This is a genomic window from Mesorhizobium shangrilense, assembly GCF_028826155.1.
Taxonomy (GTDB): Bacteria; Pseudomonadota; Alphaproteobacteria; order Rhizobiales; family Rhizobiaceae; genus Arvimicrobium; species Arvimicrobium flavum.
Genome location: NZ_JAQGPN010000001.1, coordinates 366,944 through 390,318, shown reverse-complemented (window position 1 = coordinate 390,318; position 23,375 = coordinate 366,944). Strand labels below are relative to the sequence as shown.

Sequence of the window (23,375 nt, the reverse complement as noted above, 5' to 3'; positions counted from 1 at the left end):
GATTAAGCTCTCCTCGGCATCTCAAGCACCTTGCCGCTGGCGCCCGTCATCTGCCGGTAGACTTCACCGCACACCTTGTTCGCAGCTGCCACCAACACCGCGTCGAGCCGGTGGACGTACCTGCTGGTCACGGTATCCCCGGCATGGCCGATCAGCGCTGCAATCGAGCTTTCAGCGAAGCCCAGGTCGCCAGCGACAGAGGCGTAGCTGTGGCGCATGGTGTGGGGCGTGACCCCCTCGAGCCCAGCCCGTTTCATGAACCGCACCCACGCCCCAGCAAGACCGTTGTAGTGGCCGCCGTCCTTGCGCAGGGCAGGGAGCACGTAGGGACTACCGGGAACGCGTAGAGCGCCGCGCAGCACATCGAACGCCTCACGCCCTACCGGGCGCACTGACGGCCCGCTTTTGCTGTCGGCAAGTCGGAAGCATTGTCCGTCCTCGTCGACTTCCGTCCAACGAAGCGCTTCAATTTCGCCGAGACGGCAGCCCGTGAGCGCCAGGAGCCACGCTCCGGTCACCGCCTGCGGAGTGTCGTACTCTGCTTCATCGCCGCTCAGCGCCTTCCCCAGCGCCTTGTACTCTCCCACCACAAGACGGCGGGTCCGAACACCATCGGCAGGCAGCTTGACGCCCTGCGCTGGATTGGCGGGGATAATCCCCTCGTCGACGGCATAGGTCAGGATGCCGCCTAAGAAGCCTGTGGTGCGCGCTGCAGTGCCTATGCCGCCCTTCACCTCCACACGCGCGCCGTTCTTGCCTGACCGATTCTTCACGGCTGTTTTCCCCGCCGACACATCCCTCACGAACTTGGTGATGTCGGCGCGGGTGACGTCGATCACCAGCTTGTTGCCGAGCAACGGCTTGATGTGACGCGCGATCCGGCCGCGGTCGATCTCAATCGTGGAAGCCTTCTTCGGTCGGTTGCGACGTCGACCCAGGATCAGGCCCTTTTCAGCAGCCTTCATGTACTGGTCGCAGAGCTCCGCCACGGTGAGCGATGCCCGCCGAGTCTTTCGCTCGAGCAGCGGATCCGCTTTCTGAAGGACGATGCCACCAAGCGTTTCGATCGCAACCTTCCGGGCCTGCTCCGTCGTCAGCACGCCATGCTTGCCGATCGTCATCCGGCGCCGAGCGCCATCGCCGGTCCGATAATCGACGAAGTAGGTGCGGCGTCCGGTGGGGTGGATGTAGGCTCCGAACCCCTTCAGATCCGAGCACCAGATTGTATACTGCTTGTCACGCAGTTCAGCGCTGTCGACGACACCTTTGGTGAGTTTTGGCATTCGGGAAGCATCCTGAGAGGCGACAACTCACAGTATGCTCACCACGGGACGGGAAACAAGGGCAACCTGCGGGTGTTGCTGGCAAACATGCGAAAAGGCGGACGCCCTGAAATTCAAGGCATCCGCCATATTGGGAAAGGTTACGGCAACTTCCGGAAGCCGCCTGTCACCGCCGAAGGAGGGGAGCCATTACGACCTGCCCATCGCGCTCGGCCTGATGGCGGCGCTCGGCGCCATTCCGGGCGACGCGCTGGCGGACTACGTGGTGCTGGGCGAGCTCTCGCTGGACGGCATGATCGCTCCGGTGGCCGGCGCGCTGCCCGCCGCCATCGGCGCCGGGGCCCTCGGCAAGGGCCTCATCTGCCCGCATGCTTCGGGTCCGGAGGCGGCCTGGGCTGGCGCCGACATCGACATCCTCGCGCCGCGCAGCCTGATCGCCATGGCCAACCATTTTCGCGGCACGCAGGTGCTTTCACGCCCGGTCGCCAGCGTCCAGCCGCCGGCACGCGACCTTCCCGACCTCGCCGACATCAAGGGCCAGGAGACCGCCAAGCGCGCGCTGGAAGTGGCGGCTGCCGGCGGCCACAATCTTCTGATGATCGGCCCCCCGGGCGCCGGCAAGTCGATGCTGGCGCAGCGCCTTCCCTCCATCTTGCCGCCGCTGCAGCCAAGGGAACTGCTCGAAGTCTCCATGGTCGCCTCGATGGGGGCGAGCTCGCCGGGGGGAGGCTGACCGATCGGCGGCCGTTTCGCGCGCCGCACCATTCCGCTTCGATGGCGGCGATGGTCGGCGGCGGCCTGCGCGTGCGGCCGGGCGAGGCCTCGCTGGCGCACCATGGCGTGCTCTTCCTCGACGAACTGCCGGAATTCGTGCCTCAGGTGATCGATGCGCTGCGCCAGCCGCTGGAGACCGGGGACTGCGTGATCGCGCGGGCGAACAGCCGGGTCACCTATCCGGCGCGCATCCAGCTCGTCGCCGCCATGAACCCGTGCCGCTGTGGCATGGCCGGCGAGCCGGGCTACCGCTGTGCGCGTGGCGACCGCTGCCGCACCGACTACCAGGCGCGCATCTCCGGTCCGTTTCTCGACCGCATCGACCTCAAGATCGACGTGCCGGCTGTCTCCGCGGGCGATCTGATCCGGCCGGCGAAGTCAGAGCCGAGCGCCGCCGTTGCCGGACGCGTCGCCCGCGCGCGGGCGATCCAGCTGGAGCGTTTCGAGCGGTTTGGTGCTGCGGCTGCAACCAACGCCCAATGTCCAACCGCGCTGGTCGAGGAGATGGCCGCGCCCGATGCGGGCGGCCTCGCCCTGCTGCGCGACGCCAGCGAAAAATTCGGGCTGTCGGCCCGCGCCTATCATCGGGTGCTCAAGGTCGCCCGAACGCTGGCCGATCTCGACGGCGTTACGACGGTCGGGCGCATCCATCTGGCCGAGTCGATCTCCTACCGGATGGCGGGCGAGAGGCTGGCGCAGGCGGCGTAGAGCATTTCTTGCAGCCAAGCGGAATCGTCTGGCGTCGCACAAATGCGGCTCGAAACAGAGAGAGCGGCGAACTGGCATTCGTCAGAATGCCCGCAGGTCTAGTCGTCGAGGACGCGAATGCAGGGCGGCCGGATCGTGCCGGCGGCCTTGGTTCGCGACCATGGGTCAGCCGTCCTGGTCCTGGACGAAGTGGCCTGGCGAGACCTCGCGGTAGGTGCGTTTGGGCGGGGTGTAGTCGTAGGGGCGGAGCGGGCTCTTGATCTCCTCGCCGAGGGCCGGGCGGGTGAGCGCGCCGCGGCGCGACGGGTCGGGGACCGGGACCGCGGCGATGAGGCGCCGGGTGTAGGGATGCTGCGGATTGTCGAAGATCGCGGCGCGCGGCCCGATCTCGACGATCTCGCCGAGATACATGACGGCGACGCGGTGGCTGATGCGCTCGACGACGGCCATGTCGTGCGAGATGAACAGGTAGGCCAGGCCGCGCTGCTGCTGGATGTCGAGCAGCAGGTTGGAGACCTGCGCCTTGACCGAGACGTCGAGCGCCGACACCGCCTCGTCGGCGACGATCAGCTTCGGGTCGAGCGCCAGGGCGCGGGCGATCGAGATGCGCTGACGCTGGCCGCCGGAGAATTCGTGCGGATAGCGCTCCGCCATCGCCGCCGCCAGGCCGACCTGCTCGAGCAGCTCGGCGACGCGCGCCTTGGCCGCCGCCTTGCCCATCAGGCCGTGCGCCAGGATCGGTTCGGCGATGGCCGAGCCGACGGTGATGCGCGGATTGAGCGAGGCGAACGGGTCCTGGAAGATCATCTGCGAGGTGCGCCGCATGGCGCGCAGCTCGCGCGCCCCGGCCGTCTTCATGTCGTGGCCGTCGACGACGATCGCGCCGGCCGTCGGCTGCACCAGCCTGAGGATGGCGCGGCCGGTGGTCGACTTGCCGCAGCCGGATTCGCCGACCAGCGCCAGCGTCTCGCCCGGCCGCAGGTCGAAGGAGACGTCCTCGACCGCGTGGATGCGGCCGTTGGGCAGGTCGAAGCGCACCGCCAGGTCGGAGACCGTCAGGATGGGAGCGGCGTCCTTGGCCGCGGCGTCCATGGCGCGGCCGTCGACCGCCTCGCCGGTGGCTGGGTCGACCTCGGGAAAGCGCCGCGGGACCTCGCTGCCGCTCATTGCGCCGAGCCGCGGGATCGAGGCGAGCAGCGCCTTGGTGTAGACCTGCTGCGGCGCGTCGAAGATCGCCTGGGTGGGGCCGGTCTCGACGAGGTCGCCGCGCAGCATGACGACGGTGCGGTCGGCCACCTCGGCCACCACGCCCATGTCGTGCGTGATGAACAGCACGGCCATGTTCTCCTCGGCCTGCAGCTCGCGGATCAGGTGCAGGATCTCGGCCTGGATGGTGACGTCGAGCGCCGTCGTCGGCTCGTCGGCGATGAGCAGCTTTGGCCGGCAGGCGAGCGCCATGGCGATCATCACGCGCTGGCGCATGCCGCCGGAGAATTTGTGCGGATATTCGTGCAGCCGGGTCCTGGCCGCCGGGATGCGGACGCGCTCCATCAGCCTGACGGCTTCCGCCTCGGCCGCCGTCCAGCCCATGGCCTGGTGCAGCACCAGCGCCTCGGCCAGCTGGTTGCCGATGGTGAAGACCGGGTTGAGCGAGGTCATCGGCTCCTGGAAGATCATGCCGATCGCGCCGCCGCGCACGGCGCGCATCTCCGCCTCCGACGCCTTCAGCAGGTCGCGGCCGTCGAGCAGGATGCGGCCTTCGCAGCGCGACTTGCCCGGCGGCAGCAGGCGCATCGCCGACAGCGCCGTGACGCTCTTGCCGGAGCCGGATTCGCCGACGATGGCCACCGTCTCGCCGGCCGCGACCTCGAAGCTGATGTCGCGGATCACCGCCCGCCAGCCCTCGGCCGTGCGGAACGAGGTGGTCAGCTTCTCCACCGACAGCACCGGCGGGGTTTTGGGGCTGGATAGCGTCATCTTGTCAGCGCTCTTTCGACAGGCGCGGGTCGACGAGGTCGCGCAGGCCGTCGCCCAGGAGCTGCAGCGACAGCACCGAGAAGACGATGGCCAGCCCCGGAAACACCATCAGCCAGGGCGCGTTGTTCATGAACTCGCGGCCCGAGGCCAGCATCGTGCCCCAGGTCGGCATGTCGGTGGAGACGCCGACGCCGAGGAACGACAGGCTCGCCTCCGCCAGCATCGCCGAGGCGAAGACGAAGGTCGCCTGGACGAGGATCGGCGAGGCGAGGTTGAGCAGCACGTGGCGCAGCAGCACCTGCCAGGTGGGCAGCCCGAGCGCCACCGCCGCCTCGATATAGGGCAGTTCGCGCAGCACCAGCGTCGAGCCGCGCACGATGCGGGCGAGGCGCGGCGCATAGGTGATGCCGAGCGCCAGGATCACCGTCGTCAGCGACGGCCCGAGCGCGGCCACCAGGGCGATGGCGAGCAGGATGTCGGGGAACGACATCATGGCGTCGAGCAGCCGCGAGATCGGCGCGTCGAGCTTGCGGAAGAAGCCGGCGGCGACGCCGAGGAAGACGCCGAGCAGGGTCGAGATGCAGACGACGCCGAGGCTGACCAGCAGCGAGATGCGGCCGGCATAGATGGCGCGCGAGAAGATGTCGCGGCCGAACTCGTCGGTGCCGAAGAAATGGGTCAGCGACGGCGCCTTGAGCTTGTTGACGATCGACAGCTTGTTGGGCGCGTAGGGCGCGATCCACGGCGCCAGGAGGGCGGCGAGCACCACGATCAGCAGGATGATGGCGCCGCAGGCGATGGCGCGGTTCCGGAACAGCTGGCGCAGGCCCGACGCGAGCGGCAAGGTGAGGGAGCCGAGCGTCACAGCCGCACCCGCGGATCGACGAGGATATAGAGCATGTCGACGCCGAAATTGATCAGCACGTAGATGGCGGCGACGACCAGCAGCGCCCCCTGGATGACGGGATAGTCGCGCCGCAGCACCGCCGACACCACCAGGTTGCCGATGCCGGGCAGCCCGAACACCGTCTCGGTGACCACCGCGCCGGCGACCAGCATGGCGATCGACAGGCCGATCACGGTGATGATCGGCACCAGCGCGTTCTTCAGCGCATGTTTTAGGATGACCCGCAGCTCGCCGGCGCCCTTGGCGCGCGCCGTGCGCACATAGTCGTCGCTGAGCACGTCGAGCATGGCGGCGCGGGTGAAGCGGGTGATCAGCGCCGAGTTGACGACGCCGAGCGCGATCGCCGGCAGCACCAGGTGGTGCAGCCGCTCGAGGAAGCCGGTGTCGGGCCCGCCATAGCCGGAGGCCGGGAACCAGCCCTGGCCGACGGCGAAGACCTGGATCAGGATCAGCCCCAGCCAAAAACTCGGGATGCTGGCCGCCACCATGGTCAGGGTGACGACGATCTGGTCGAACAGGGTGCCGCGCCGCACCGCCGACAGGATGCCGACCGGCAGCGCGATGGTCACCGCAATGAGGATCGAGAACAAAGTGAGGAAGAAGGTCGGCTCGGCGCGGCTCGCCAGCGCCTGGGTGACCGGCTGGCCGAGGAAGATCGACTGGCCGAGGTCGCCCTTGAGGATGCCCAGCACGAACTGGCCGTACTGGACGAGCAGCGGCGCATCGAGGCCCAGCCTGGTGCGCAGATCAGCGATGTCTTCCGGCGTGGCGTCCGAGCCGAGCATCACGGCGGCCGGATCGCCGGGGGTCACCCGCACGATGATGAAGACGACCGTCACCACGAGGGCGAGCACGATCAACATGCCCACCAGTCGTTCCAACAGCGCCCGAGCGACCCTCGACATTGTTCAGCGCCTCACTGCTTCGGCGTCACGTTCCAGAAATGCGGCCAGTAGGTCGGCGTGTAGCCGGTGACCGCCGCGGACAGGCCCGAGAGCGCATTGAAGTTGCCGACCTTGTAGAGCGGCGCGTCGTCGTAGATGACCGTCTGGATGCCCTTCCAGGCTTCGAGCTTGGCGTCGTCGGTGGTGGCGTCCATGTAGGCGGCCACCGCCTTGGCCTTCGCATCCGACACGTACCAGCCCGGATAGGTATCCGTGATGGTGTTGATCGTCGTCGGATCGCCGGGGAAGTTGGAGTGGGTGATGAAGATGTCCCACTGCCCCGGGTCGGCGCGGCGGGTGGTCAGCGTCGCCCAGTCCACAACCTGCATGTCGACCTTGAAGCCGGCGGCCTCGAGATAGGCCTTGGCCACCTCGCCGATCTTGTAGTGGAACTCGTACTGGCGGCTGGTCAGGATGCGCAACGGCGTGCCGTCATAGCCGGCCTGCTTGACGAGTTCTGCCGCCTGCTCCGCGTCCTCGCCGCCGTAGCGGGCCACGCCATCCTCGGTGTTCCAGAACGAGCCTTTGGGGAACAGCGAGCCGTCGACGCTGAAGAAGCGCTCGTCGGAGAACGCCGCCAGCATCATGTCGGACGGATTGAGCGCCGCCTGCACGGCCTGGCGGAGCGCCTTGTTGGTGAGCAGGCCCTCCTTCATGTTCATGTTGAGCGACAGCCAGCCGGTGTTCTCGAAGATGACGGGCTTGGCGGTGCCGCTCGCCTCGACGCGATCATAGGCGCTGACCGGCAGGGAGTCGGCGAAGTCGAACTGGCCCGAGATCAGTCCCTCGACGCGGGTATTGGCGTCCGGCACCGGGACGAAGCGGATTTCCTTGGCAATGGCCTCGCGCTTGCCGGCAAAATTGCTCGGCTCGCCTTCCGGCGACTTGTAGCCGTCGAAGCGGATGAGCTGCGTGTACTGGTCGGGCTTGCGCTCCTTCAGCGCATAGGGACCGGTGCCGACGAACTGGGTCAGCGTGTCCGCGATCGTCTCCGACGGGATGATGATGGAGGCCTGGGAGAGCGTCGCCAGCAACGGCGCGTAACGCGACTTCAGCTTGATGACGACGGCGTTGGCGCCGTCCTCCGCGATGCTGTCGACGATGGCGGCGACCTGCTTGCCCTTCGAGTTGATGGCCATCCAGCGCTGCAGCGAGGCGACGACGTCCTTGGAGTCGAAATCGCTGCCGTCATGGAATTTTACGCCCTCGCGCAGCGCGATGCGGTAGGTCAGGCCGTCCTCGGAAATCTCGGGCATGGCCGCCGCCAGCAGCGGCACGGACTTCCACTGTGCGTCGTAGGTGTAGAGCGTCTCGAAGATGTGCTGGTCGATGGTCAGCACGATGTCGGTCGGCGTCTGCATGGCGTCGAGCGTCGGCGGCTCGCCGATGGTGGCGACGGTCAGCACGCCGTCAGTCGCCTGGGCCATCGCCAGTCCGCTGGTCGTCGCCAGCGCAGCGGCCAGCGTCGTCAGAAATAGTGCACGTTTCATTCCCAAACCTCCCGGTTGTGTTCAACGATGAGAAGCGGCGGAGCCGCGTGGCCACCTGGGCGGGCGTCGGTCCCAGGCCGGCGGCGTGGCCGCCGTACGCCGCAGGCGTCACCGTCGAAGGCGCGCCCGATACCGGCATGACCTCATGAAATCTGGAGAACTCTCAGCCCGCGGTGACCTCACGCACTGCACAGATTTGTAATTTATTTTCTCCATTGTGCAATTCTTCCCTAGCTTGTCAACGGCTGCGTTGCCGTTCGAGCGCAATCATGTAATTAATTTACGAAACCCGGCTCAGCAGGAGCGCACCGACATGGAACTCTTTCACGCCCTCACCGATGAGGACGGCAGGCTCTCCGGGCAGGAAAGGCGGCTGGCGGACTGCGTGCTCGAGGACGTCGATTTCGTCGTCAATTCGTCCATCGTGGATCTGGCGGAGCGGGCGGGCGTCTCGCCCCCGACGGTGACGCGCCTGTGCCGCCGGCTGGGCTGTGATGGCTATTCGGACTTCAAGGTGCGACTGGCGAAGTCGACCTATGTCGGACTGCGCTACCTGAAGCCCGAAGCGCCGAGCGCCACGCCGGCCGAGGTCGCCGAGGATATCGTGACCAAGGCGCAGAACGCTCTGTTCACGATGCACCGGCAGCTCGACATCGACGTGATGGACAAGGCCGCGCACATGTTGCGCGGGGCCGAGTTCATCCAGGCCTTCGGGGCGAGCGGCAACTCGGCGATGATCGTCAACGAGCTGCACAACCGGCTGTTCCGGCTGGGCTGCCGCATCAGCGCGTCGAACGACCACAACATGAATCTGATGATTTCGGCCGCCATCCAGCCGGGGGCGGTGGTGTTCGGCTCGTCCATCACCGGCCGCGACCGCGGCCTCCTGGACTGCCTCGAATTGCTGCGGCGACGCGACGTTCCGACCATCGTCATCACGCAGGGCAACTCGCCCGTGGCCGAGGCAGCCGACCTGGTCATCGCGATCGAGATGCCGGAAGGCAAGAACATTTTCCGCCCGACCTCGACGCGATACGCCTATCTGGCGGTGATCGACATCCTCGCCAACCTGGTGGCCTATGCCGACCGCAACCGCTCGGCCAAGACGCTGCGCAACATCAAGGAAGAACTGGTGCGCCGCCGCGACGGCGACGACCGTCAACTGCTGGGCGACTGAGCCCGCCGCCGCCGCCCGTCCCCGGCAGGTGCGGGGGCGTCCCGGTGCCGGCGGCGCCGAACGTATCGGCGCCGCGGAACCTGGAAACCACGCGACGGCGCGGCGACGCTGACGTCACCAGTCGACGACGGTTCCGTCGTCGAGCACTGCGTTCCTCGCGTGGTAGATCTCGGCGGCGAACGGATGCTTTGCGCATGCCGCTTCGTTGACCTCGAGGCCGAGGCCCGGCTTGTCCGGGATCTGCCAGGCGCCGTCGACCCTGTTGATCGGCCCCTCGACGACCTCGCCGTACCATGGCACCGAGCCGGTCATTTCTTCCTGGATGACGAAGTTCGGCGTGGCGATGTCGAAGTGCAGGGCGGTGATGCCGGCGATCGGGCCGAGCGGGTTGTGCGGCGCAATGCCGATTCCCGCCGTTTCTGCCGCGGCCGCGATCTTGCGGGCCTCCGAGAGCCCGCCCGTATGGGCGATGTCGGGCTGTGCGATGTGAATGGCCCGCCTGGCGAACAGGGGATCGAACTCGGCCCGGCCGATCAGCCGTTCGCCCGTGGCGATGGGAACCGGCGAGCGCTCGGTGACCTGCGCCATCAGCAGCGGATCGCCCGGCGGCACCGGCTCCTCGACGAACAGCGGCCGCCCGGGTGCGAGCACGTTGATGTAGTCCATCGCGGCCGAGACGGACGCCGGACGTCCGTGGAAGTCGACCATGATCTCGATGTCGTCGCCCACCGCCTCCCTGAGGCCCATCATCAGCTTGCCGACATGGTCGACGTTGCGGATGGTGGTCGTGTAGTGGGTGTAGGGGACGAACACGACCTTGAGCGCCTTGTATCCGGCCTCGACGACTTTCAGCGCGCTGTCGACCAGCGGGCCGACCTGCATCGTCTCGTAGACGGACTTCATGTCGCCCAGCCCGAGATGAGTGTAGACGGGCACCTTGTCGCGCGTCTTGCCGCCGAGCAGACGCCAGACCGGCGCGTTCAGGTCCTTGCCCAGGATGTCCCAGAGCGCGACCTCGATGCCGGAGATCGCCGACGCGCCGATGGAGCCCATGCGCCAGAAGCCGTGCTTGTGCATGATGCGCACGCACTGCTCGATGTCCCTCGGATCCTGTCCGAGCAGCAGCGGCTCCAGGTCCTCGACGGCGCCGACCACGGCCCGCGTCTTCCACTCGAGCGTCGCCTCGCCCCAGCCATAGAGCCCGGGAGTATCCGTTTCGACCTTCACGAATACCCAGTTCCGCATCTCGGCGTTGACGACCGTGGTGCGTATCCTTGTGATCTTCACTGCGACGTTCTCCAGGGGGACAAACCGACGGCGGGCACAGGCGGCCCGCCGTCCTCATGATTGCGCGCGAGCGGCGCCCGTTGTTACTTGCGGACCTTCGCGATGGCGGCGTTGAGACGCTCCACGACGTCCGCGCCGACGGACTGCGAGTGCTTCTCGTAGACGCTGGCGAGCTTTGCACGCATGGCGTCGATCACGGCAGGTTCGACCTCGTTGACCTCCATCCCCGCTTCGATCACCTTCTTGTAGGCCGCGTCGACCCGGCCGGCCATTTCCGACCTCTGCACCTTCGTCGCCTCTGCCGCGCACTCCGTCACGACGGCCTGCTCTTCGGCCGAAAGCTTCTCCCAGAGCGGGCCGGAATACATGAGCATGACCGCGCTATAGACGTGGTTGGTCTTCGACACGTAGTCCTGCACGTCGGCGAGCTGCGCGTCGGCGATGGTGAGGATCGGGTTCTCCTGGCCGTCGATCGCGCCCGTCTCCAGCGCGGGGAACACCTCGCCCCAGCTCATCGGGATCGGGTTGGCGCCGAGCGCGGAGAAGGAATCGATGAAGACGTTGTTCTGCATCACCCGCATCCGCAGACCCGAAAGGTCCTCGACGGCCTTGATCGGCCGCTTCGAGTTGGTGATCTGGCGGACGCCGTAGTCCCAGTAGCCGAGGTTCACCAGGCCGTGCTGGGGCATGAGTCCGCTGAGGTACTCGCCGAACTCGCCGTCGAGGACGGCAAGGGCCTCCTCGGGGTTGTTGAACAGGAAGGGAAGGTCGAAGACGCCGAGCTTCGGCTCCAGCCCCGCCAGCGGCGAGGTCGTCGTCATGAACATGTCGAGCGTGCCGGCGCGGGCGGCCTGGCTCATCTCCTGGTCGCCGCCCAGAGCGGCATTGTGGATGCCCTGGATGGTCATCTTGCCGCCGGTGCGGTCGGCGGCGCACTTCGCCATCGCCTCGACGGCGATGCCGTTCGGGTGCTCTGGCGTCAGCGTGCTGCCCACGCGGATCGTCCGCTCCGATATCTCGGCGTTGGCCACGCCCGCCATTGCGGCAAGGATCGCGCCCCCGACCAGTCCTGCAATGCCAATCTTGTTCATGTTCTGCTCCCGGTTTTCAGTTGTTGTGACGGCTTCTACCTGCCCCTCAGCCATTGAAGCGGCTCGATGACGAGGCTGGGGAAGAGGATCAAGAGGACGACGACGAGGCTCTGTGCGAGAAGGAATGGCCAGATGCCCTTGAGCACCTTGTCCATGGAAACCTTGCCGACGCCGCACACCACGTTGAGCACGATGCCGACCGGCGGCGTGATCAGTCCGATGGCGTTGACCATGATGAAGAGGACGCCGAAATAGACGGGGTTGATGCCCACCTCGCGGACGAGGGGCATCAGGATCGGCGTGAGGATCAGCACCGTCGGACCGAAGTCGAGCGCAGTCCCTACCGCGAACACCAGCGCCATCAGGACGATGAGGAAGAGGGTAGGATTGTCCTTGAACGGTTCCAGGAGCGCGCCGAACTGCGCCGGGATATTGGCCTGCGCAATCAGCCACGCGGAGACGCCCGCCGCGGCGATGAGGAACATCACGATCGCCGACATCTTCCCGGCAGCCAGGAACAAGCCGTAGAGCTGGCTGAAGGAGAGCTCCCTGTAGACCAGCAGGCCGACGACGAGCGCATAGACCGCGGCGACCACCGCGGCCTCGGTCGGCGTGACGATGCCGAAGCGGATGCCGCCCAGCACGATCGCCGGCATCACCAGGGCGAACGCGCCGTCCACGGTCGCCTTGCCGCGCTCGCGCCAGCTCGCCTTGGGCAGGACCTTTATGTTGTGGTTGTTGCGGACGACGAAGGCCCACGCGACGATCAGCGACGCCGCCATCATCAGCCCCGGTACGATGCCGCCCAGGAACAGCTGGGTGATCGAGACGTTGGCGGCGACGCCGAAGATGATGAAGCCGACGGACGGCGGGATGACGGGCGCGACGATGCCGCCAGCCGCGATCAGTCCGGCGGACTGCCCCGCATCGTATCCGGACGAGCGCATCATCGGGAGGAGGAACGCGGCGAGGGCGGCGGTGTCGGCTGCCGCCGAACCGGAAAGCGCGGCGAGAATGATCGCGGCGAAGATGACGACGTAGCCCAATCCGCCGTGATAGTGGCCCACGAAGGTCATCGCGAAATGCACGATGCGCTTCGACAGGCCGCCGGCGTTCATGAGTTCGCCCGCCAGCAGGAAGAACGGGATCGCCAGAAGCTGAAAATTGTCCGCTCCGGTGACCATGTTCTGCGCGATGATCTCGGCGCTGAACAGGTTCATGTGCAGCATCAGCGCGACGCTGCAGACGATCAGCGCGAACGCCACCGGCACGCCGATGGCAAGCGCCGCGCACAGCGCCACCAGAAAGACGGCAATCGTCAATCGAGCCTCCCTCTCGTCTCGGCGATCACCTTGTCGTCCTCGGTTTCCGAGAACGCGGCGAGCTCGTCTGCCGATACCCGCCCGGTCAGCGCACGTGCCAGCCGGTCAAGGGAGGTCGTCGCCATCAGCACGGCGGAAAGCAGCGCGACGCCCTGAACGTAGATGAGAGGGACCCCGAGGATCGGCGAAACCACTGTTGCGTTGATGCGCCATGTGCCTAGGCTGCCCCACATCAGGAGCAGCGCGCAGGCTAGGACGAGCGCCTCGGACGCCGCCATGAGATAGCGCCAGCTGGACCTTGGCATGGACGTGATGACGAACTTCATGCCCAGGTGCAGCGAATGGCGATGGGCGATGGCCGCGCCGATGAAGGTCAGCCAGACGAACAGGAAGCGGGGCAATTCGTCGGCAATGTGGATGCTGTAGTCGAATGCGTATCGAGCCACCGCGTTGGCGAACACGAGCGCAACCATGCCGGCCAGCAGGCCGACGAGGAGCATTTCCAGAATTCGGTAGAGTGCGTCGTTTATCCGCGCCATCGCATGGGACCGCAAGCGCTCGAATGAGCGCAGGACGGATTCCTCCTCCCGTGAAAGATGGGCGCGGCCTCCTCAGCCGATCCCCGCCCGTTGTTCCGAACCTGACTTGTAAGACAACTTACGACATGACATCTTGTTGTCAACACACTAGGTGGAGGTAAGCTTGAAGCTCTCGACGGTCCCCCCGAGGTCGAGCCTGGTCGATGACGCGATCCGCCTCATCGAAACCTCCATCCGGGAGGGAACGGCGGCAGGCACGCGCCTTCCTTCGGAAGCAGAGATCTCGCGGCAATTGGGCGTCAGCCGCCCGGTCGTCCGGGAGGCGCTTGCGTTCCTTCGCGCCGACGGACTGGTCGAGAGCCGGCACGGGCAGGGCCTCTTCGTCACCGAGCAGGCGGTGCTGCGCATCCGCGCCGACGACCTGCGTCCGGATCGCGCGGGCCTGCTTGACCTGCTGGAGATGCGGCGCGCGCTGGAAAGCGAGACGGCCCGCCTGGCGGCACAGAGGCGCACGCCCGAGGATGTCGACAAGCTGCGGGCTGCGCTGGAGGGGATGGCCGCGGCCGAGAGGGAGGGCCGCGACGGCGTCAGGGAGGACCTGCACTTTCATCTCACCATCGCGAGCATCGGCCGGAATCCGCTGCTCATGAAGATCATCCACTTCTGGACGCCTGCGTTGCAGGACGCGATCGGCTATCTCCGCGAGGCGGACAAGAAGGACGCGGAAATCCTGCGGACCAGGCAGCATCGCCACGAGGAGATCTTCGGCTTCATCGAAGCGGGCAACGCCGACGCGGCGCACAAGGCGATGGTCGACCACATGAACGAGACGCTCGACCGCTTCGAGAAGGAAGGCGCGCCGGAAAAGTCCTGAGGCCAGTCGCCGGCCAGACATCATGCGTCGGGGGTAGACGTGACGGGCCGGGTCGCCGTCTTCACTGGCGCAGCAGGAAGCGGGGAGGCGAAACCTCCACGCCGCATAGGGTTGCTATTGGGGCATGAGCCGTTCGAGCTCGCCCAGCCGCTTGAGGGCTGCCTGCTGCTGCAGCCAGCCATAGTTGATGCCGCTGGCGTTCAGGGTGCTTCCCGTCTGGAACGGATACTGGTCGAAGTCCTGGAAGAACTCCTTGATCTTGCCCTGGATGGGCACCAGCAGCCACATGTTCCGGGCTAGGAACTCGATGGCTCCTCCGCCGTCTTCCATACCCCGCTCGTAGGGGTCCATGCGCAGGTTTGCGATGACCGCCCAACTCGGCACCTCGCGGGTCGCAGTGGCGATGTTGCCGTGGCTCGCCTGTGCGAAACTCAGCTTCCAATCGTTCCAGCGTATGGCGTTGAGGTTGCCGCCCTGGTCGAAGTAGTAGACGACGTCCCGCGGCGGCGTCTTGGCTTCGCCCTTCAGCAGTTCCGTCAGGTCGTACCCGTCGAGGTGTACCTTGAAGGTCTTGCCACTGGCCTGGAAGCCCTTCTTCATCTCCTCCTTCACATCGCCGATGCCGGCGGCCGCCGCGAATGTGGGCATCCAGTCCATCAGCGTCACCGGCTCGTTCACATGCGTGCCGGGCTTCACGACGCCCGGCCACCGCACCATCATCGGGATGCGGAAGCCGCCCTCCCAGGTCGTTCCTTTCTCGCCATGGAACATTGTCTGTGCACCATCGGGCCAAAGGGCGAGCTCGGCCCCGTTGTCGGTCGTGTAGAGCACGATGGTGTTGTCGGCGATGCCGAGATCGTCGAGCTGTTGCAGCAGCTGGCCGACATGGCCGTCATGCTCGACCATGCCGTCGGCGTGGATGCCCTTGCCGGTCTTGCCGAGCGATTCCGGCTTGAGGTGGGTAAAGACGTGCATGCGCGTCGAGTTGAACCAGCAGAAGAAGGGTTTGTCGGCCTTGGCCTGCCTGTCGATGAAGTCCTTGGCCGCCGCCAGGAACTCTTCGTCGACCGTCGGCATGCGCTTGGTGTTGAGCGGCCCGGTGTCTTCGATCTTGCCGTCGGCGGTCGACTTGATCACGCCGCGCGGACCGAATTGCTTCCGGAAATCAGGATCCTTCGGGTAGAAGTAGCCTTCCGGCTCCTCCTCGGCATTGAGGTGGTAGAGATTGCCGAAGAACTCGTCGAAGCCGTGCCTGGTAGGCAGATGTTCGTCGCGGTCGCCGAGGTGGTTCTTGCCGAACTGGCCGGTGGCATAGCCCTTGGTCTTCATCACGTCGGCGATGGTGGGCATCCAGTCCTGGATCCCATGCGGATCGCCTGGCATGCCGATCGTCAGAAGGCCGGTGCGGAACGGCTCCTGCCCGAGGATGAAGGAGGCGCGGCCAGCGGTGCAGCTGTTCTGGCCGTAGCTGTCGGTGAAGATCGCGCCTTCGCTGGCGATGCGGTCGATGTTGGGGGTGCGGTAGCCCATCAGCCCCATCGTGTAGGCGCTGATCTGGGGAATGCCGATGTCGTCGCCAAAGATGACGAGGATGTTCGGCGGCTTTCCGCCTGCTGCCGCGGGCTGCTCCTGAGACCGTGCCCTGTCTACAACGGTGGTGGACCCCACAATGCCTGCGGCAGCCAGCACCGTGCTGCCCAGAAGCAGGCTGCGGCGGCTGACTGCGGCGATTTCAACACCGTCGGGGGAAACGTCGTTTCGAAACTCGCTCATCTTCTACTCCTGCGGTCGTAGCTGCGATGATCGAATGCTGCGCATCGGAAATCTGCGCGCCTGTCCTTGCCGCCGCCGCACAGGCCAAGACGGATAATGAGGCGCGGCAGCGGGCACGCCGGCGCCGTCGAAGCGTCGGTCAACCTCTGCCCAGCTTGCTCCCACGGCAAGCACGTAACAGTTACGGGCATAGGGCGTTCGGGGAGCTTCTGGCCAAGCTGTTCCGGGCAGCGTGGTGCCGGCCGCGCCTTGGAAATTTCGCGGCTTGCGATCTGTCCCGCATTTGCATGTCGCCTTTGTGTGGGAAGCGCTCGCCCCAAAATCGATAAGGTCTTGCTGGTAAGACTGATCCCTGATTCGCATGGGACCGATCAATGCTCGCTGCCTACCGCCCAATCTTCTCGCTGCTGCGCGGAACCGCGTTTCTCCTGGCGGCGTCCGGCCTGCATGGACTGCTGCTGCCGCTGCGGGGCCAGGCGGAGGGTTTTTCCACCTACGCGCTCGGCCTGATGGGTACGGCCTGGGCCGGCGGCTTCGTCGCCGGCTGCGTGTTTGCGCCGCGCCTGGTGCGCCAAGCCGGCCATGTGCGCGCCTTCGGCGCCTTCGCGGCGTCGGGCGCCATCATTGCGCTGCTCACCGGGCTGCTCATCGGCGAGATCCAATGGATCGTGCTGCGCGCCTTCACCGGCTTCGCCATGGCCGGGTGCTTCATGATCATCGAGAGCTGGCTGAACGAGAAGGCGACCAACGAGAACCGAGGCACGGTCTTCGGCCTGTACATGATGGTCACCTACGCCTCCATCATGGCCGGCCAGATGATCGTGGCGGCGGGCGACGTCAATCAGGAATCGCTGTTCATGGTCGCCGGCATCTTCTTCTGCCTGGCGCTGATCCCGACCGCGGTCTCCACGCAGGCCAGCCCCGAGCCGCTGCGGGACGTCTCGCTCGACCTGCGCGGGCTCTATGCAAACTCGCCGGTGTCCTTCTTCGCCTGCATCCTGATCGGCGTCGCCAACGGCGCCTGGGGCACGCTTGGGGCCGTCTACGGCGCGCGCATCGGCATCTCGACGCCCCAGATCGCGCTGATGATGAGTCTCGTGGTGGTCGCCGGCGGCGTGCTGCAGATGCCCATCGGGCGCATCTCCGACCGCACCGACCGACGCTACGTGTTGATCGGCGCTGCCGCCGCCTCGACGCTCGCCGCGCTGGCGATCTTCCTGTTCACGCCGCGCTTCGGTTCCTTCGTCATCGTCATGACCGCAGCCTACGGGGCGTTCGCCTACACGCTCTACTCGCTGGCCGTCGCCCACGCCAACGACCACGCCGCGCCGGAGGATTTCGTGAAAGTGTCGGGCGGCCTGCTGCTGCTCTACGGCTTCGGCACCATGATCGGCCCGGTGATCGGCTCGGCGCTGATGACGGCCATGCGGCCCGAAAGCCTGTTCCTGGCCACCGCGCTCGCCCATTTCCTTCTGGCGGCCTACGCGCTGCTCCGCATCAGCCGCCGCGCCCCGGTGCCGGTCGACGAGCGCGAGGCGTTCAAGACCCTGCCGGCCGAGCGCGCCGTCACGCCGGAATCGACGCGCCTGGACCCGCGCACGCCGGTGGTGGAGGAGGATCGAACCGTTTAGCGAGCGCCGGGATCAGCGGGAGCGGGCAGGGACCACGGGACCGGTTTGCTTTAGCCGCGCGCCAGCGCTGCCGCTCACTGCCCGCTGCGGGGAGTTCGCCATTCTCAAGCGCCTGCGATTGACGAACACGGTCGCGACTTCGTCCTTCTCCCCGTCCGTGCGGGGAGAAGGCGCCGGCAGGCGGATGAGGGGCAACCTGACTGAGGGTGCGAGTTCGAGGACGGCAAACCGTCCCCGCCGCCTAAGCCTCTGTCTTCCTGTCCGCGTGACCGAGATCCCGCTCGGGATCGATCACGTCGCGCACCAGCTGTTTCAGCTTCGCCGCGTCCGGAAAACCGCCGTCGCGCTTGCGGTCCCAGATGAGTTCACCGTTGCACGTGACCGTAAAAATCCCGCCCGCGCCGGGGACCAGCGTGACCTCGCCCAGCTCCTGGCCGAAGGTCGAGAGCAGTTCCTGCGCCATCCACCCGGCCCGCAGCAGCCACATGCACTGCGTGCAGTAGATGATGCGAATGATCGGGAGTGGCGTTTCGCTCATGCCGCGCTGAGCTTGGCCAGCGTCGCGTCGTCGACCTCGAAATTGGCGTAGACGTGCTGCACGTCGTCGTCGTCCTCGAGGGTCGCGACCAGCTTCATCAGCGACTGCGCGCGGTCCTCGTCGACCGGCACGCGGTTCTGCGGCTGCCAGATGATCTTGACGCTCTCAGCCTCGCCGAGCGCCGCCTCGAGCGCCTTCGACACGTCGTTCACGCTCTCGAAGGCGCAGTAGATCGTATGGCCTTCCTCGTCCGATTCCACGTCGTCGGCGCCGGCTTCGATCGCCGCTTCCATCACCTTGTCGGCGTCGCCGGCCGAGGCCGGGTAGTAGATCTCGCCGACGCGGTTCCACATGAACGACACCGAGCCGGTCTCGCCGAGCGCCCCGCCGGCCTTGGTGAAGGCCGCGCGGACGTTGGAGGCGGAGCGGTTGCGGTTGTCGGTCAGCGCCTCGATGATCAGCGCGACGCCGCCCGGGCCGTAGCCCTCGTAGCGCACTTCCTCGTAGTTCTCGGCATCGCCGCCCGACGCCTTGTTGATGGCGCGCTGGATGTTGTCCTTCGGCATAGATTCGGCCTTGGCGTTCTGGATCGCCAGCCTGAGGCGCGGGTTCATGGCCGGGTCGGGCAGGCCGGTCTTGGCGGCCACGGTGATCTCGCGCGCAAGCTTCGAGAAGACCTTCGACCGGACCGCATCCTGGCGGCCCTTGCGGTGCATGATGTTCTTGAATTGTGAATGGCCGGCCATGACGCCCCTGTTCATCCGTCGCTGTGTTCTGGAATGTGCGCGCTTATAGATAAATTGCCGCCATACGTCCAGAAGGGCGCTGAACTCGGTCAGCTGCGTTCCTTGTGGGACGACCCGTGATGATATACGTTGACGATATCAGATATCGGGGCACGATGATGCGCACTCTGGTCGACATTGAAGAAGCTCACCTGCGCGAACTGGACCGGCTCGCGAAGAAGAAGAAGAAATCACGCGCCTCCATCATTAGGCAGGCCGTCGCCGAGTACCTGGAGAAACGGACGCCGGCGTCGCTGGACGAAGCGTTCGGACTGTGGGGGGACCGCAAGGTCGACGGGCTGGAGTATCAGGAGAAGATCCGGAGCGAGTGGTGAGAGCGCTCTTCGACACCAACATCCTGGTCGACTTCCTCAACAACGTTCCCCAGGCTCGGGTCGAGCTCGAAGCTTATGCCGAAAAGGCCATCAGCATCGTCACCTGGATGGAGGTGCTCGTCGGCGCCAACGCGGCCGCGGAGCCGACGACACGACGCTTCCTCGGCGGTTTCGACATCATCGAACTGGACGAGGACATCGCCGAGCGGGCCATCTCGTTCCGGCGTGAGCGCAGGGCCAAGCTTCCCGACGCCGTGATCTGGGCGACGGCGCAAGCGCACTCGTTGCTGCTGGTGACGCGGAACGAGAAGGATTTTCCTGCGGACATGCGCGGCGTTCGCGTCCCCTACCGCCTGCTGCAGTAGGGAAGACACCGGCTCCAATCGCGCTGACCCTCCTCTCGCAAACGTGACCGCGCCGCGGCAGGCCTGCGTGCATAGTGCGCCTCTCGACGATCGCATGCATGGTTTTCGCCGTGGAGACGCCCATGCCCGCCTGCCGCATCGCCGCGTTCCTTTTCTGCGTCCTGTTCTGGTTCATGCCGGCAGCACTCGCGCAGGACGACGACCCCGTCCCCAGCAAGTGCGTCGCGATCGCCAACGCGCTGCCCGGCGTCACCTATGCGAATTACGCCCGCGCAGGCTACGACCGAAGGCGCGGTGAGGATCACCTATGCCGGCCACTCCACCTATGTCATCGAGACGCCGGCCGGCGTGCGCATCGCCACCGATTTCAGCGGCGTCTATGGCGGCGATCCGCTGCCGCGCGTCATCACCATGAACAAGGCGCACCGCACCCATTTCACGGATGTGCCGGATGCCCGCGTCGAATACGTGCTGCGCGGCTGGAACCCGGAGGGCGGGCCGGCAAAACACCGGCTGGTCGTCGACGACGTCTACATCCGCAACGTGCCGACCGACATCCGCGGTTGGGACGGCGGCTTGGAGCGCGACGGCAACTCGATCTTCATCTTCGAGGTGGCGGGTCTGTGCATCGGCCATCTCGGCCACCTCCACCACCGCCTGGAGGACGCCCACTACGGCGCCATCGGCCGGCTCGACGTCGTCATGGTGCCGATCGACGGCGGCATGACCCAATCGCTCGGCAACATGACCGAGATCACCACCCGGCTCTATTCGTCGATGATCCTGCCCATGCACCGTCATTCGACGCCGATGCGCGAGTTCCTGAGCATGATGGGCGAGGGCTTCGCGGTCGACTTCCGCAGCGGCCGCACCCTGGAGGTGAGCCTGAAGACGCTGCCCGACCGCCCGACCATCGTGGTGCTCGACGGGGTGTGAGGCTCAGGCCTCGAGCGCCTTGCCGATCCCCTCCAGCATGTGCTCCACCTCCGCGGCGTGCTCGAAGGCGATGCCGCAGCGGCCGAAGCTCAGCGGCTCGTAGTCCGGCCAGTTCCGCGCGATTTCCGCCATGAGGCGTCGCGCGGCCCCGCCGTCGCCGAGCTGCGCGTGGCAGGCGGCAAGCCGCGTCAGCCGCCAGGGCGTGCGGATCAGCAGCTTCGATAGCGCGTCGACCGCGCCCTGGTAGTCGCCCGCGGCGTAGAGCGCCGTGGCGCGGTCGTAGAGGTACCAGTCGGGATGGACGGGGTTGACCGCCACCGCCCTGTCGAGCCAGGCCAGCGCCTCGAAGGGCCTGCCGCGCATGGTCATCAGGTAGCCCATCTGGGCCATCGTGTCGGCGTCGCAGGGATTGAGGTCGAGGGCGCGGCGCATGTGGTATTCGGCCGCCTCGTGCTCGCGCGCGTGCAGCCGCGTCATCGCCAGCACGCGGTGGCAGCGCGGCTCCTCGGGCGCCAGCGTCACCGCATGGCTCGCCCGGTCGACCGTTGCCGCCACCAGCTCCGCCGGCGCCTCGCCATAGCCGCCGATGGCGAGATCGACCAGCGCGAGATAGGCGTGGGCGAGCCCGTAGCCCGGATCGGTCTCGAGCGCCCGCGTAAACAGCTCCCGTGCAACGTCATTGTCCTCGCTGCCGTAGCCGCGGAAGCGAGCAAGCCCGTGCAGCAGGAGTTCGTAGGCCTCAAGGCTCGCTGTCGGCTTGGCCATCGCCCGCGCCAGCGTCGCGTCGTCGATGCGCGCCGCCAGCCGGTTGATGATCTTGAGCATGATCTCCTGCTGGACGTCGAAGACGCGCTCGCCGGAGGCCTCGTAGTCCGCGCTCCACAGCATAGCGCCGCTCGCCGCATCGAGCAGGCTGACCGACGCCGTCAGCGTGCCCGAGGCAAAGGCCGCGCGCCCCCGCACCAGGTAGTCGCACGCCAGCCGCCGGACGGCCTCGCGCCAGTCGGCCGCCCCGTCCGCGATCGCGAAGCTGGTGTTATGCGCCACCACCGCCACGCGCCGGAACCGCGCCAGACCCCCGGCGATGTCCTCGGCGAAGCCGTCGACCAGCGGCGCGTCCTCGGCGCGCCTCGTATTGGCGAAGCGCAGCACGGCGACGGTCGGCTGCGGATCGGGATGCGGGCCCGCCGCCGTCGCCGGCGTGATGAGCAGGTAGCCGCGGCGGGCGATGGTCCGGACGATCTTCTGTGCGTCGTCGGCCAGCGCCTTGCGCACCTCGCGCACCGCCTGAGTCAGCGAATCCTCGGTGACGAAGACGCCGGGCCAGACCGCCTCGATCAACTCGGACTTGCCGACGACCCGGCCCGCGTTCCGGGCGAGATGGGAGAGCAGCGCAAAGGCTTTCGGGCGCAGCGGGACGGCTGCGCCGTCACGGAGCAACAGGCCGCGCGCCAGGTCGAACGAACAGGCGCCGAGCGGCAAGGCGTGCGAAGCTTCTCGCGCCATCGATGAGCTGCTTGCCGATACCCAACGTTGCGGGATCCATTTCGCGCCTGTTCGCGGCGGAGGTCAAGCCGTCCGGCGCGCGCTCCGGCCCAAGTGCGGGCGCGTGGCGCTCCATGGCCGCGATCTCGAACAGTTCGAGGAGGACGCCGGGGGTCGGCGCGAAGCACGGGGCGCAGCAGCCGGCGGATGCGATTGCCTCGAGCAGGTCCTGCCTTGCCTCGCGGCGTGATTTCTCCTCGAGCATGAGCATGTCGGCCTCCCTTTCAGGATGGCCGCCATGATGCCCGATCAGGCCCGGCGCGTACCGCCGAAGTTCTGAAGTTTCGCTGAAACCGGGACGAAGCCCCGGATCACTCCTCGTCTTCGTCCGCGTCGGCCTTCTTCAGCGCCGAGAGCTTTGCGAACACGGCGTTGGCGTCGAGTTCCTTCTCCTCGTCGTCGCGACGTTCGTCGGCAGGCGTCAGCCGCTCGGTCAGCGCCGCCGGCAGCAGCGTCTCGCCGACGGGGGCCGCCGGCTCGCGGCCCTTGGAGGCGCGCTGCACCTCGATGTCGAGGTCGATCTGCGAGCAGAGCCCGAGCGTCACCGGGTCCATCGGCACGAGGTTGGCGGCGTTCCAGTGGCGGCGCTCGCGGATCTGCTCGATCGTCGCCTTGGTGGTGCCGACGAGCCGCGAGATCTGCGCGTCCTTCAGCTCCGGATGGTTGCGCACCAGCCACAGGATGGCGTTGGGGCGGTCCTGGCGCTTGGACAGGGGGGTGTAGCGCGGGCCCTTGCGCTTGGTCTCGGGCACGCGGACCTTCGGCTCGGAGAGCTTGAGCTTGTGGTTGATGTCGGCCTCGCCGCGGGCGATCTCCTCGCGGGTGAGCTGGCCGGTCATCACCGGGTCCATGCCCTTGATGCCCTGCGCCGACTCGCCGTCGGCGATCGCCTTCACCTCGAGCGGATGCAGCGTGCAGAACTGCGCGATCTGCTCGAAGGAGAGCGCGGTGTTGTCGACCAGCCAGACGGCGGTCGCCTTGGGCATGAGCAGCGTGTTGGCCATTGCGTAAAGTCCTCTCGTTCGCCCGCGTCCCTGTCGCGGGCGGTGGGCAGAGCCACCAATTTGGGAAATCGAGTGGGTATATAGCGGGGA

20 protein-coding genes and 2 pseudogenes are annotated in these 23,375 nt (G+C 66.8%); 7 read left to right on the top strand and 15 right to left on the bottom strand.

All coding sequences use genetic code 11. From position 1 onward, the window contains the following. Positions 1-2: 2 nt before the first annotated feature. The gene (locus PD284_RS01930) at positions 3-1,283 is read right to left on the bottom strand and encodes a tyrosine-type recombinase/integrase (RefSeq protein ID WP_274626542.1); all 1,281 of its coding nucleotides are present in this window, start codon (positions 1,281-1,283) and stop codon (positions 3-5) included. A gap of 172 nt (positions 1,284-1,455) precedes the next feature. Between PD284_RS01930 and PD284_RS01925 the strand changes: the two are divergent. Continuing rightward, positions 1,456-2,765: pseudogene (locus PD284_RS01925) on the top strand (YifB family Mg chelatase-like AAA ATPase); the annotation flags it as partial. Between the two features lie 165 nt (positions 2,766-2,930). Here the strand turns inward: PD284_RS01925 and PD284_RS01920 are convergent. From PD284_RS01920 to PD284_RS01905, 4 genes are read right to left on the bottom strand one after another with little or no spacing between them, the layout of a single operon-like run. After that, positions 2,931-4,742: an ABC transporter ATP-binding protein gene (locus tag PD284_RS01920; RefSeq protein ID WP_274626541.1), complete on the bottom strand. Its 1,812-nt coding sequence runs from the start codon at positions 4,740-4,742 to the stop codon at positions 2,931-2,933. A gap of 4 nt (positions 4,743-4,746) precedes the next feature. After that, the gene (locus PD284_RS01915) at positions 4,747-5,586 is read right to left on the bottom strand and encodes an ABC transporter permease (RefSeq protein WP_411956248.1); all 840 of its coding nucleotides are present in this window, start codon (positions 5,584-5,586) and stop codon (positions 4,747-4,749) included. A gap of 17 nt (positions 5,587-5,603) precedes the next feature. Beyond that, a complete protein-coding gene (locus tag PD284_RS01910; protein ID WP_274626539.1) occupies positions 5,604-6,554 on the bottom strand; it encodes an ABC transporter permease in 951 nt (316 codons plus the stop codon). A gap of 11 nt (positions 6,555-6,565) precedes the next feature. Beyond that, positions 6,566-8,083, bottom strand: coding sequence for an ABC transporter substrate-binding protein (locus PD284_RS01905; protein ID WP_274626538.1), 1,518 nt, complete (start codon positions 8,081-8,083; stop codon positions 6,566-6,568). 313 nt (positions 8,084-8,396) lie between these two features. Between PD284_RS01905 and PD284_RS01900 the strand changes: the two genes are divergently transcribed. After that, positions 8,397-9,260 (top strand): MurR/RpiR family transcriptional regulator, encoded by an 864-nt coding sequence (locus PD284_RS01900; RefSeq protein ID WP_274626537.1) that lies wholly within the window; start codon positions 8,397-8,399, stop codon positions 9,258-9,260. A gap of 114 nt (positions 9,261-9,374) precedes the next feature. Here PD284_RS01900 and dgoD read toward each other — a convergent pair whose 3' ends face one another. The 4 genes from dgoD to PD284_RS01880 all read right to left on the bottom strand — a co-directional run bounded on the left by dgoD (position 9,375) and on the right by PD284_RS01880 (position 13,499). Continuing rightward, positions 9,375-10,547, bottom strand: a complete 1,173-nt coding sequence (gene dgoD / locus PD284_RS01895; protein WP_274626536.1) for a galactonate dehydratase — start codon at positions 10,545-10,547, stop codon at positions 9,375-9,377. Between the two features lie 83 nt (positions 10,548-10,630). Further along, positions 10,631-11,638, bottom strand: coding sequence for a DctP family TRAP transporter solute-binding subunit (locus PD284_RS01890; protein ID WP_274626535.1), 1,008 nt, complete (start codon positions 11,636-11,638; stop codon positions 10,631-10,633). 35 nt (positions 11,639-11,673) lie between these two features. Continuing rightward, positions 11,674-12,960, bottom strand: a complete 1,287-nt coding sequence (locus tag PD284_RS01885; protein ID WP_274626534.1) for a TRAP transporter large permease subunit — start codon at positions 12,958-12,960, stop codon at positions 11,674-11,676. After that, the gene (locus PD284_RS01880) at positions 12,957-13,499 is read right to left on the bottom strand and encodes a TRAP transporter small permease (protein ID WP_274626533.1); all 543 of its coding nucleotides are present in this window, start codon (positions 13,497-13,499) and stop codon (positions 12,957-12,959) included. Before PD284_RS01880 ends, PD284_RS01885 begins: the two co-directional genes overlap by 4 nt. 163 nt (positions 13,500-13,662) lie before the next feature. On the opposite strand from PD284_RS01880, the gene PD284_RS01875 reads away from it, so the two are divergent. Next, complete coding sequence (locus tag PD284_RS01875; protein ID WP_274626532.1) at positions 13,663-14,373, top strand: FadR/GntR family transcriptional regulator; 711 nt, start codon at positions 13,663-13,665, stop codon at positions 14,371-14,373. Between the two features lie 114 nt (positions 14,374-14,487). Here PD284_RS01875 and PD284_RS01870 read toward each other — a convergent pair whose 3' ends face one another. Continuing rightward, positions 14,488-16,146 (bottom strand): arylsulfatase, encoded by a 1,659-nt coding sequence (locus PD284_RS01870; protein WP_274626531.1) that lies wholly within the window; start codon positions 16,144-16,146, stop codon positions 14,488-14,490. A gap of 374 nt (positions 16,147-16,520) precedes the next feature. Here PD284_RS01870 and PD284_RS01865 point away from each other — a divergent pair, with 374 nt between their 5' ends. Beyond that, positions 16,521-17,777, top strand: coding sequence for an MFS transporter (locus tag PD284_RS01865; RefSeq protein WP_274626530.1), 1,257 nt, complete (start codon positions 16,521-16,523; stop codon positions 17,775-17,777). A gap of 241 nt (positions 17,778-18,018) precedes the next feature. On the opposite strand, the gene PD284_RS01860 is transcribed toward PD284_RS01865, so the two are convergent. Continuing rightward, the gene (locus PD284_RS01860; protein ID WP_274626529.1) at positions 18,019-18,315 is read right to left on the bottom strand and encodes an Rdx family protein; all 297 of its coding nucleotides are present in this window, start codon (positions 18,313-18,315) and stop codon (positions 18,019-18,021) included. Continuing rightward, on the bottom strand, positions 18,312-19,061 hold the full coding sequence (locus PD284_RS01855) for a YebC/PmpR family DNA-binding transcriptional regulator (RefSeq protein WP_274630516.1): 750 nt from the start codon (positions 19,059-19,061) through the stop codon (positions 18,312-18,314). Before PD284_RS01855 ends, PD284_RS01860 begins: the two co-directional genes overlap by 4 nt. 119 nt (positions 19,062-19,180) lie before the next feature. Here PD284_RS01855 and PD284_RS01850 point away from each other — a divergent pair, with 119 nt between their 5' ends. From PD284_RS01850 to PD284_RS01840, 3 genes and pseudogenes are all read left to right on the top strand, one after another. Next, a complete protein-coding gene (locus PD284_RS01850) occupies positions 19,181-19,435 on the top strand; it encodes a ribbon-helix-helix protein, CopG family (protein ID WP_274626528.1) in 255 nt (84 codons plus the stop codon). After that, the gene (locus PD284_RS01845) at positions 19,429-19,800 is read left to right on the top strand and encodes a type II toxin-antitoxin system VapC family toxin (RefSeq protein WP_274626527.1); all 372 of its coding nucleotides are present in this window, start codon (positions 19,429-19,431) and stop codon (positions 19,798-19,800) included. The genes PD284_RS01850 and PD284_RS01845 overlap by 7 nt, the downstream gene beginning before the upstream one ends. A 122-nt stretch (positions 19,801-19,922) precedes the next feature. After that, positions 19,923-20,736 (top strand): annotated as a pseudogene (locus PD284_RS01840) (MBL fold metallo-hydrolase). 3 nt (positions 20,737-20,739) lie between these two features. On the opposite strand, the gene PD284_RS01835 reads toward PD284_RS01840, so the two are convergent. The 3 genes from PD284_RS01835 to PD284_RS01825 all read right to left on the bottom strand — a co-directional run bounded on the left by PD284_RS01835 (position 20,740) and on the right by PD284_RS01825 (position 23,285). Beyond that, positions 20,740-22,242, bottom strand: coding sequence for a winged helix-turn-helix domain-containing tetratricopeptide repeat protein (locus PD284_RS01835; protein WP_274626526.1), 1,503 nt, complete (start codon positions 22,240-22,242; stop codon positions 20,740-20,742). Beyond that, positions 22,166-22,492: a hypothetical protein gene (locus PD284_RS01830; RefSeq protein WP_274626525.1), complete on the bottom strand. Its 327-nt coding sequence runs from the start codon at positions 22,490-22,492 to the stop codon at positions 22,166-22,168. Before PD284_RS01830 ends, PD284_RS01835 begins: the two co-directional genes overlap by 77 nt. Before the next feature lie 100 nt (positions 22,493-22,592). After that, positions 22,593-23,285, bottom strand: a complete 693-nt coding sequence (locus PD284_RS01825) for a DUF1013 domain-containing protein (protein ID WP_274626524.1) — start codon at positions 23,283-23,285, stop codon at positions 22,593-22,595. Between the last annotated feature and the right edge of the window lie 90 nt (positions 23,286-23,375).

Coding starts and splice junctions, on each gene's coding strand:
- PD284_RS01930 (WP_274626542.1), bottom strand. CDS start 1,283: ATGCCAAAACTCACCAAAGGTGTCGTCGACAGCGCTGAACTGCGTGAC.
- PD284_RS01920 (WP_274626541.1), bottom strand. CDS start 4,742: ATGACGCTATCCAGCCCCAAAACCCCGCCGGTGCTGTCGGTGGAGAAG.
- PD284_RS01910 (WP_274626539.1), bottom strand. CDS start 6,554: ATGTCGAGGGTCGCTCGGGCGCTGTTGGAACGACTGGTGGGCATGTTG.
- PD284_RS01905 (WP_274626538.1), bottom strand. CDS start 8,083: ATGAAACGTGCACTATTTCTGACGACGCTGGCCGCTGCGCTGGCGACG.
- PD284_RS01900 (WP_274626537.1), top strand. CDS start 8,397: ATGGAACTCTTTCACGCCCTCACCGATGAGGACGGCAGGCTCTCCGGG.
- PD284_RS01890 (WP_274626535.1), bottom strand. CDS start 11,638: ATGAACAAGATTGGCATTGCAGGACTGGTCGGGGGCGCGATCCTTGCC.
- PD284_RS01880 (WP_274626533.1), bottom strand. CDS start 13,499: ATGGCGCGGATAAACGACGCACTCTACCGAATTCTGGAAATGCTCCTC.
- PD284_RS01870 (WP_274626531.1), bottom strand. CDS start 16,146: ATGAGCGAGTTTCGAAACGACGTTTCCCCCGACGGTGTTGAAATCGCC.
- PD284_RS01865 (WP_274626530.1), top strand. CDS start 16,521: ATGCTCGCTGCCTACCGCCCAATCTTCTCGCTGCTGCGCGGAACCGCG.
- PD284_RS01860 (WP_274626529.1), bottom strand. CDS start 18,315: ATGAGCGAAACGCCACTCCCGATCATTCGCATCATCTACTGCACGCAG.
- PD284_RS01855 (WP_274630516.1), bottom strand. CDS start 19,061: ATGGCCGGCCATTCACAATTCAAGAACATCATGCACCGCAAGGGCCGC.
- PD284_RS01850 (WP_274626528.1), top strand. CDS start 19,181: ATGATATACGTTGACGATATCAGATATCGGGGCACGATGATGCGCACT.
- PD284_RS01835 (WP_274626526.1), bottom strand. CDS start 22,242: ATGGCGCGAGAAGCTTCGCACGCCTTGCCGCTCGGCGCCTGTTCGTTC.
- PD284_RS01830 (WP_274626525.1), bottom strand. CDS start 22,492: ATGCTCATGCTCGAGGAGAAATCACGCCGCGAGGCAAGGCAGGACCTG.
- PD284_RS01825 (WP_274626524.1), bottom strand. CDS start 23,285: ATGGCCAACACGCTGCTCATGCCCAAGGCGACCGCCGTCTGGCTGGTC.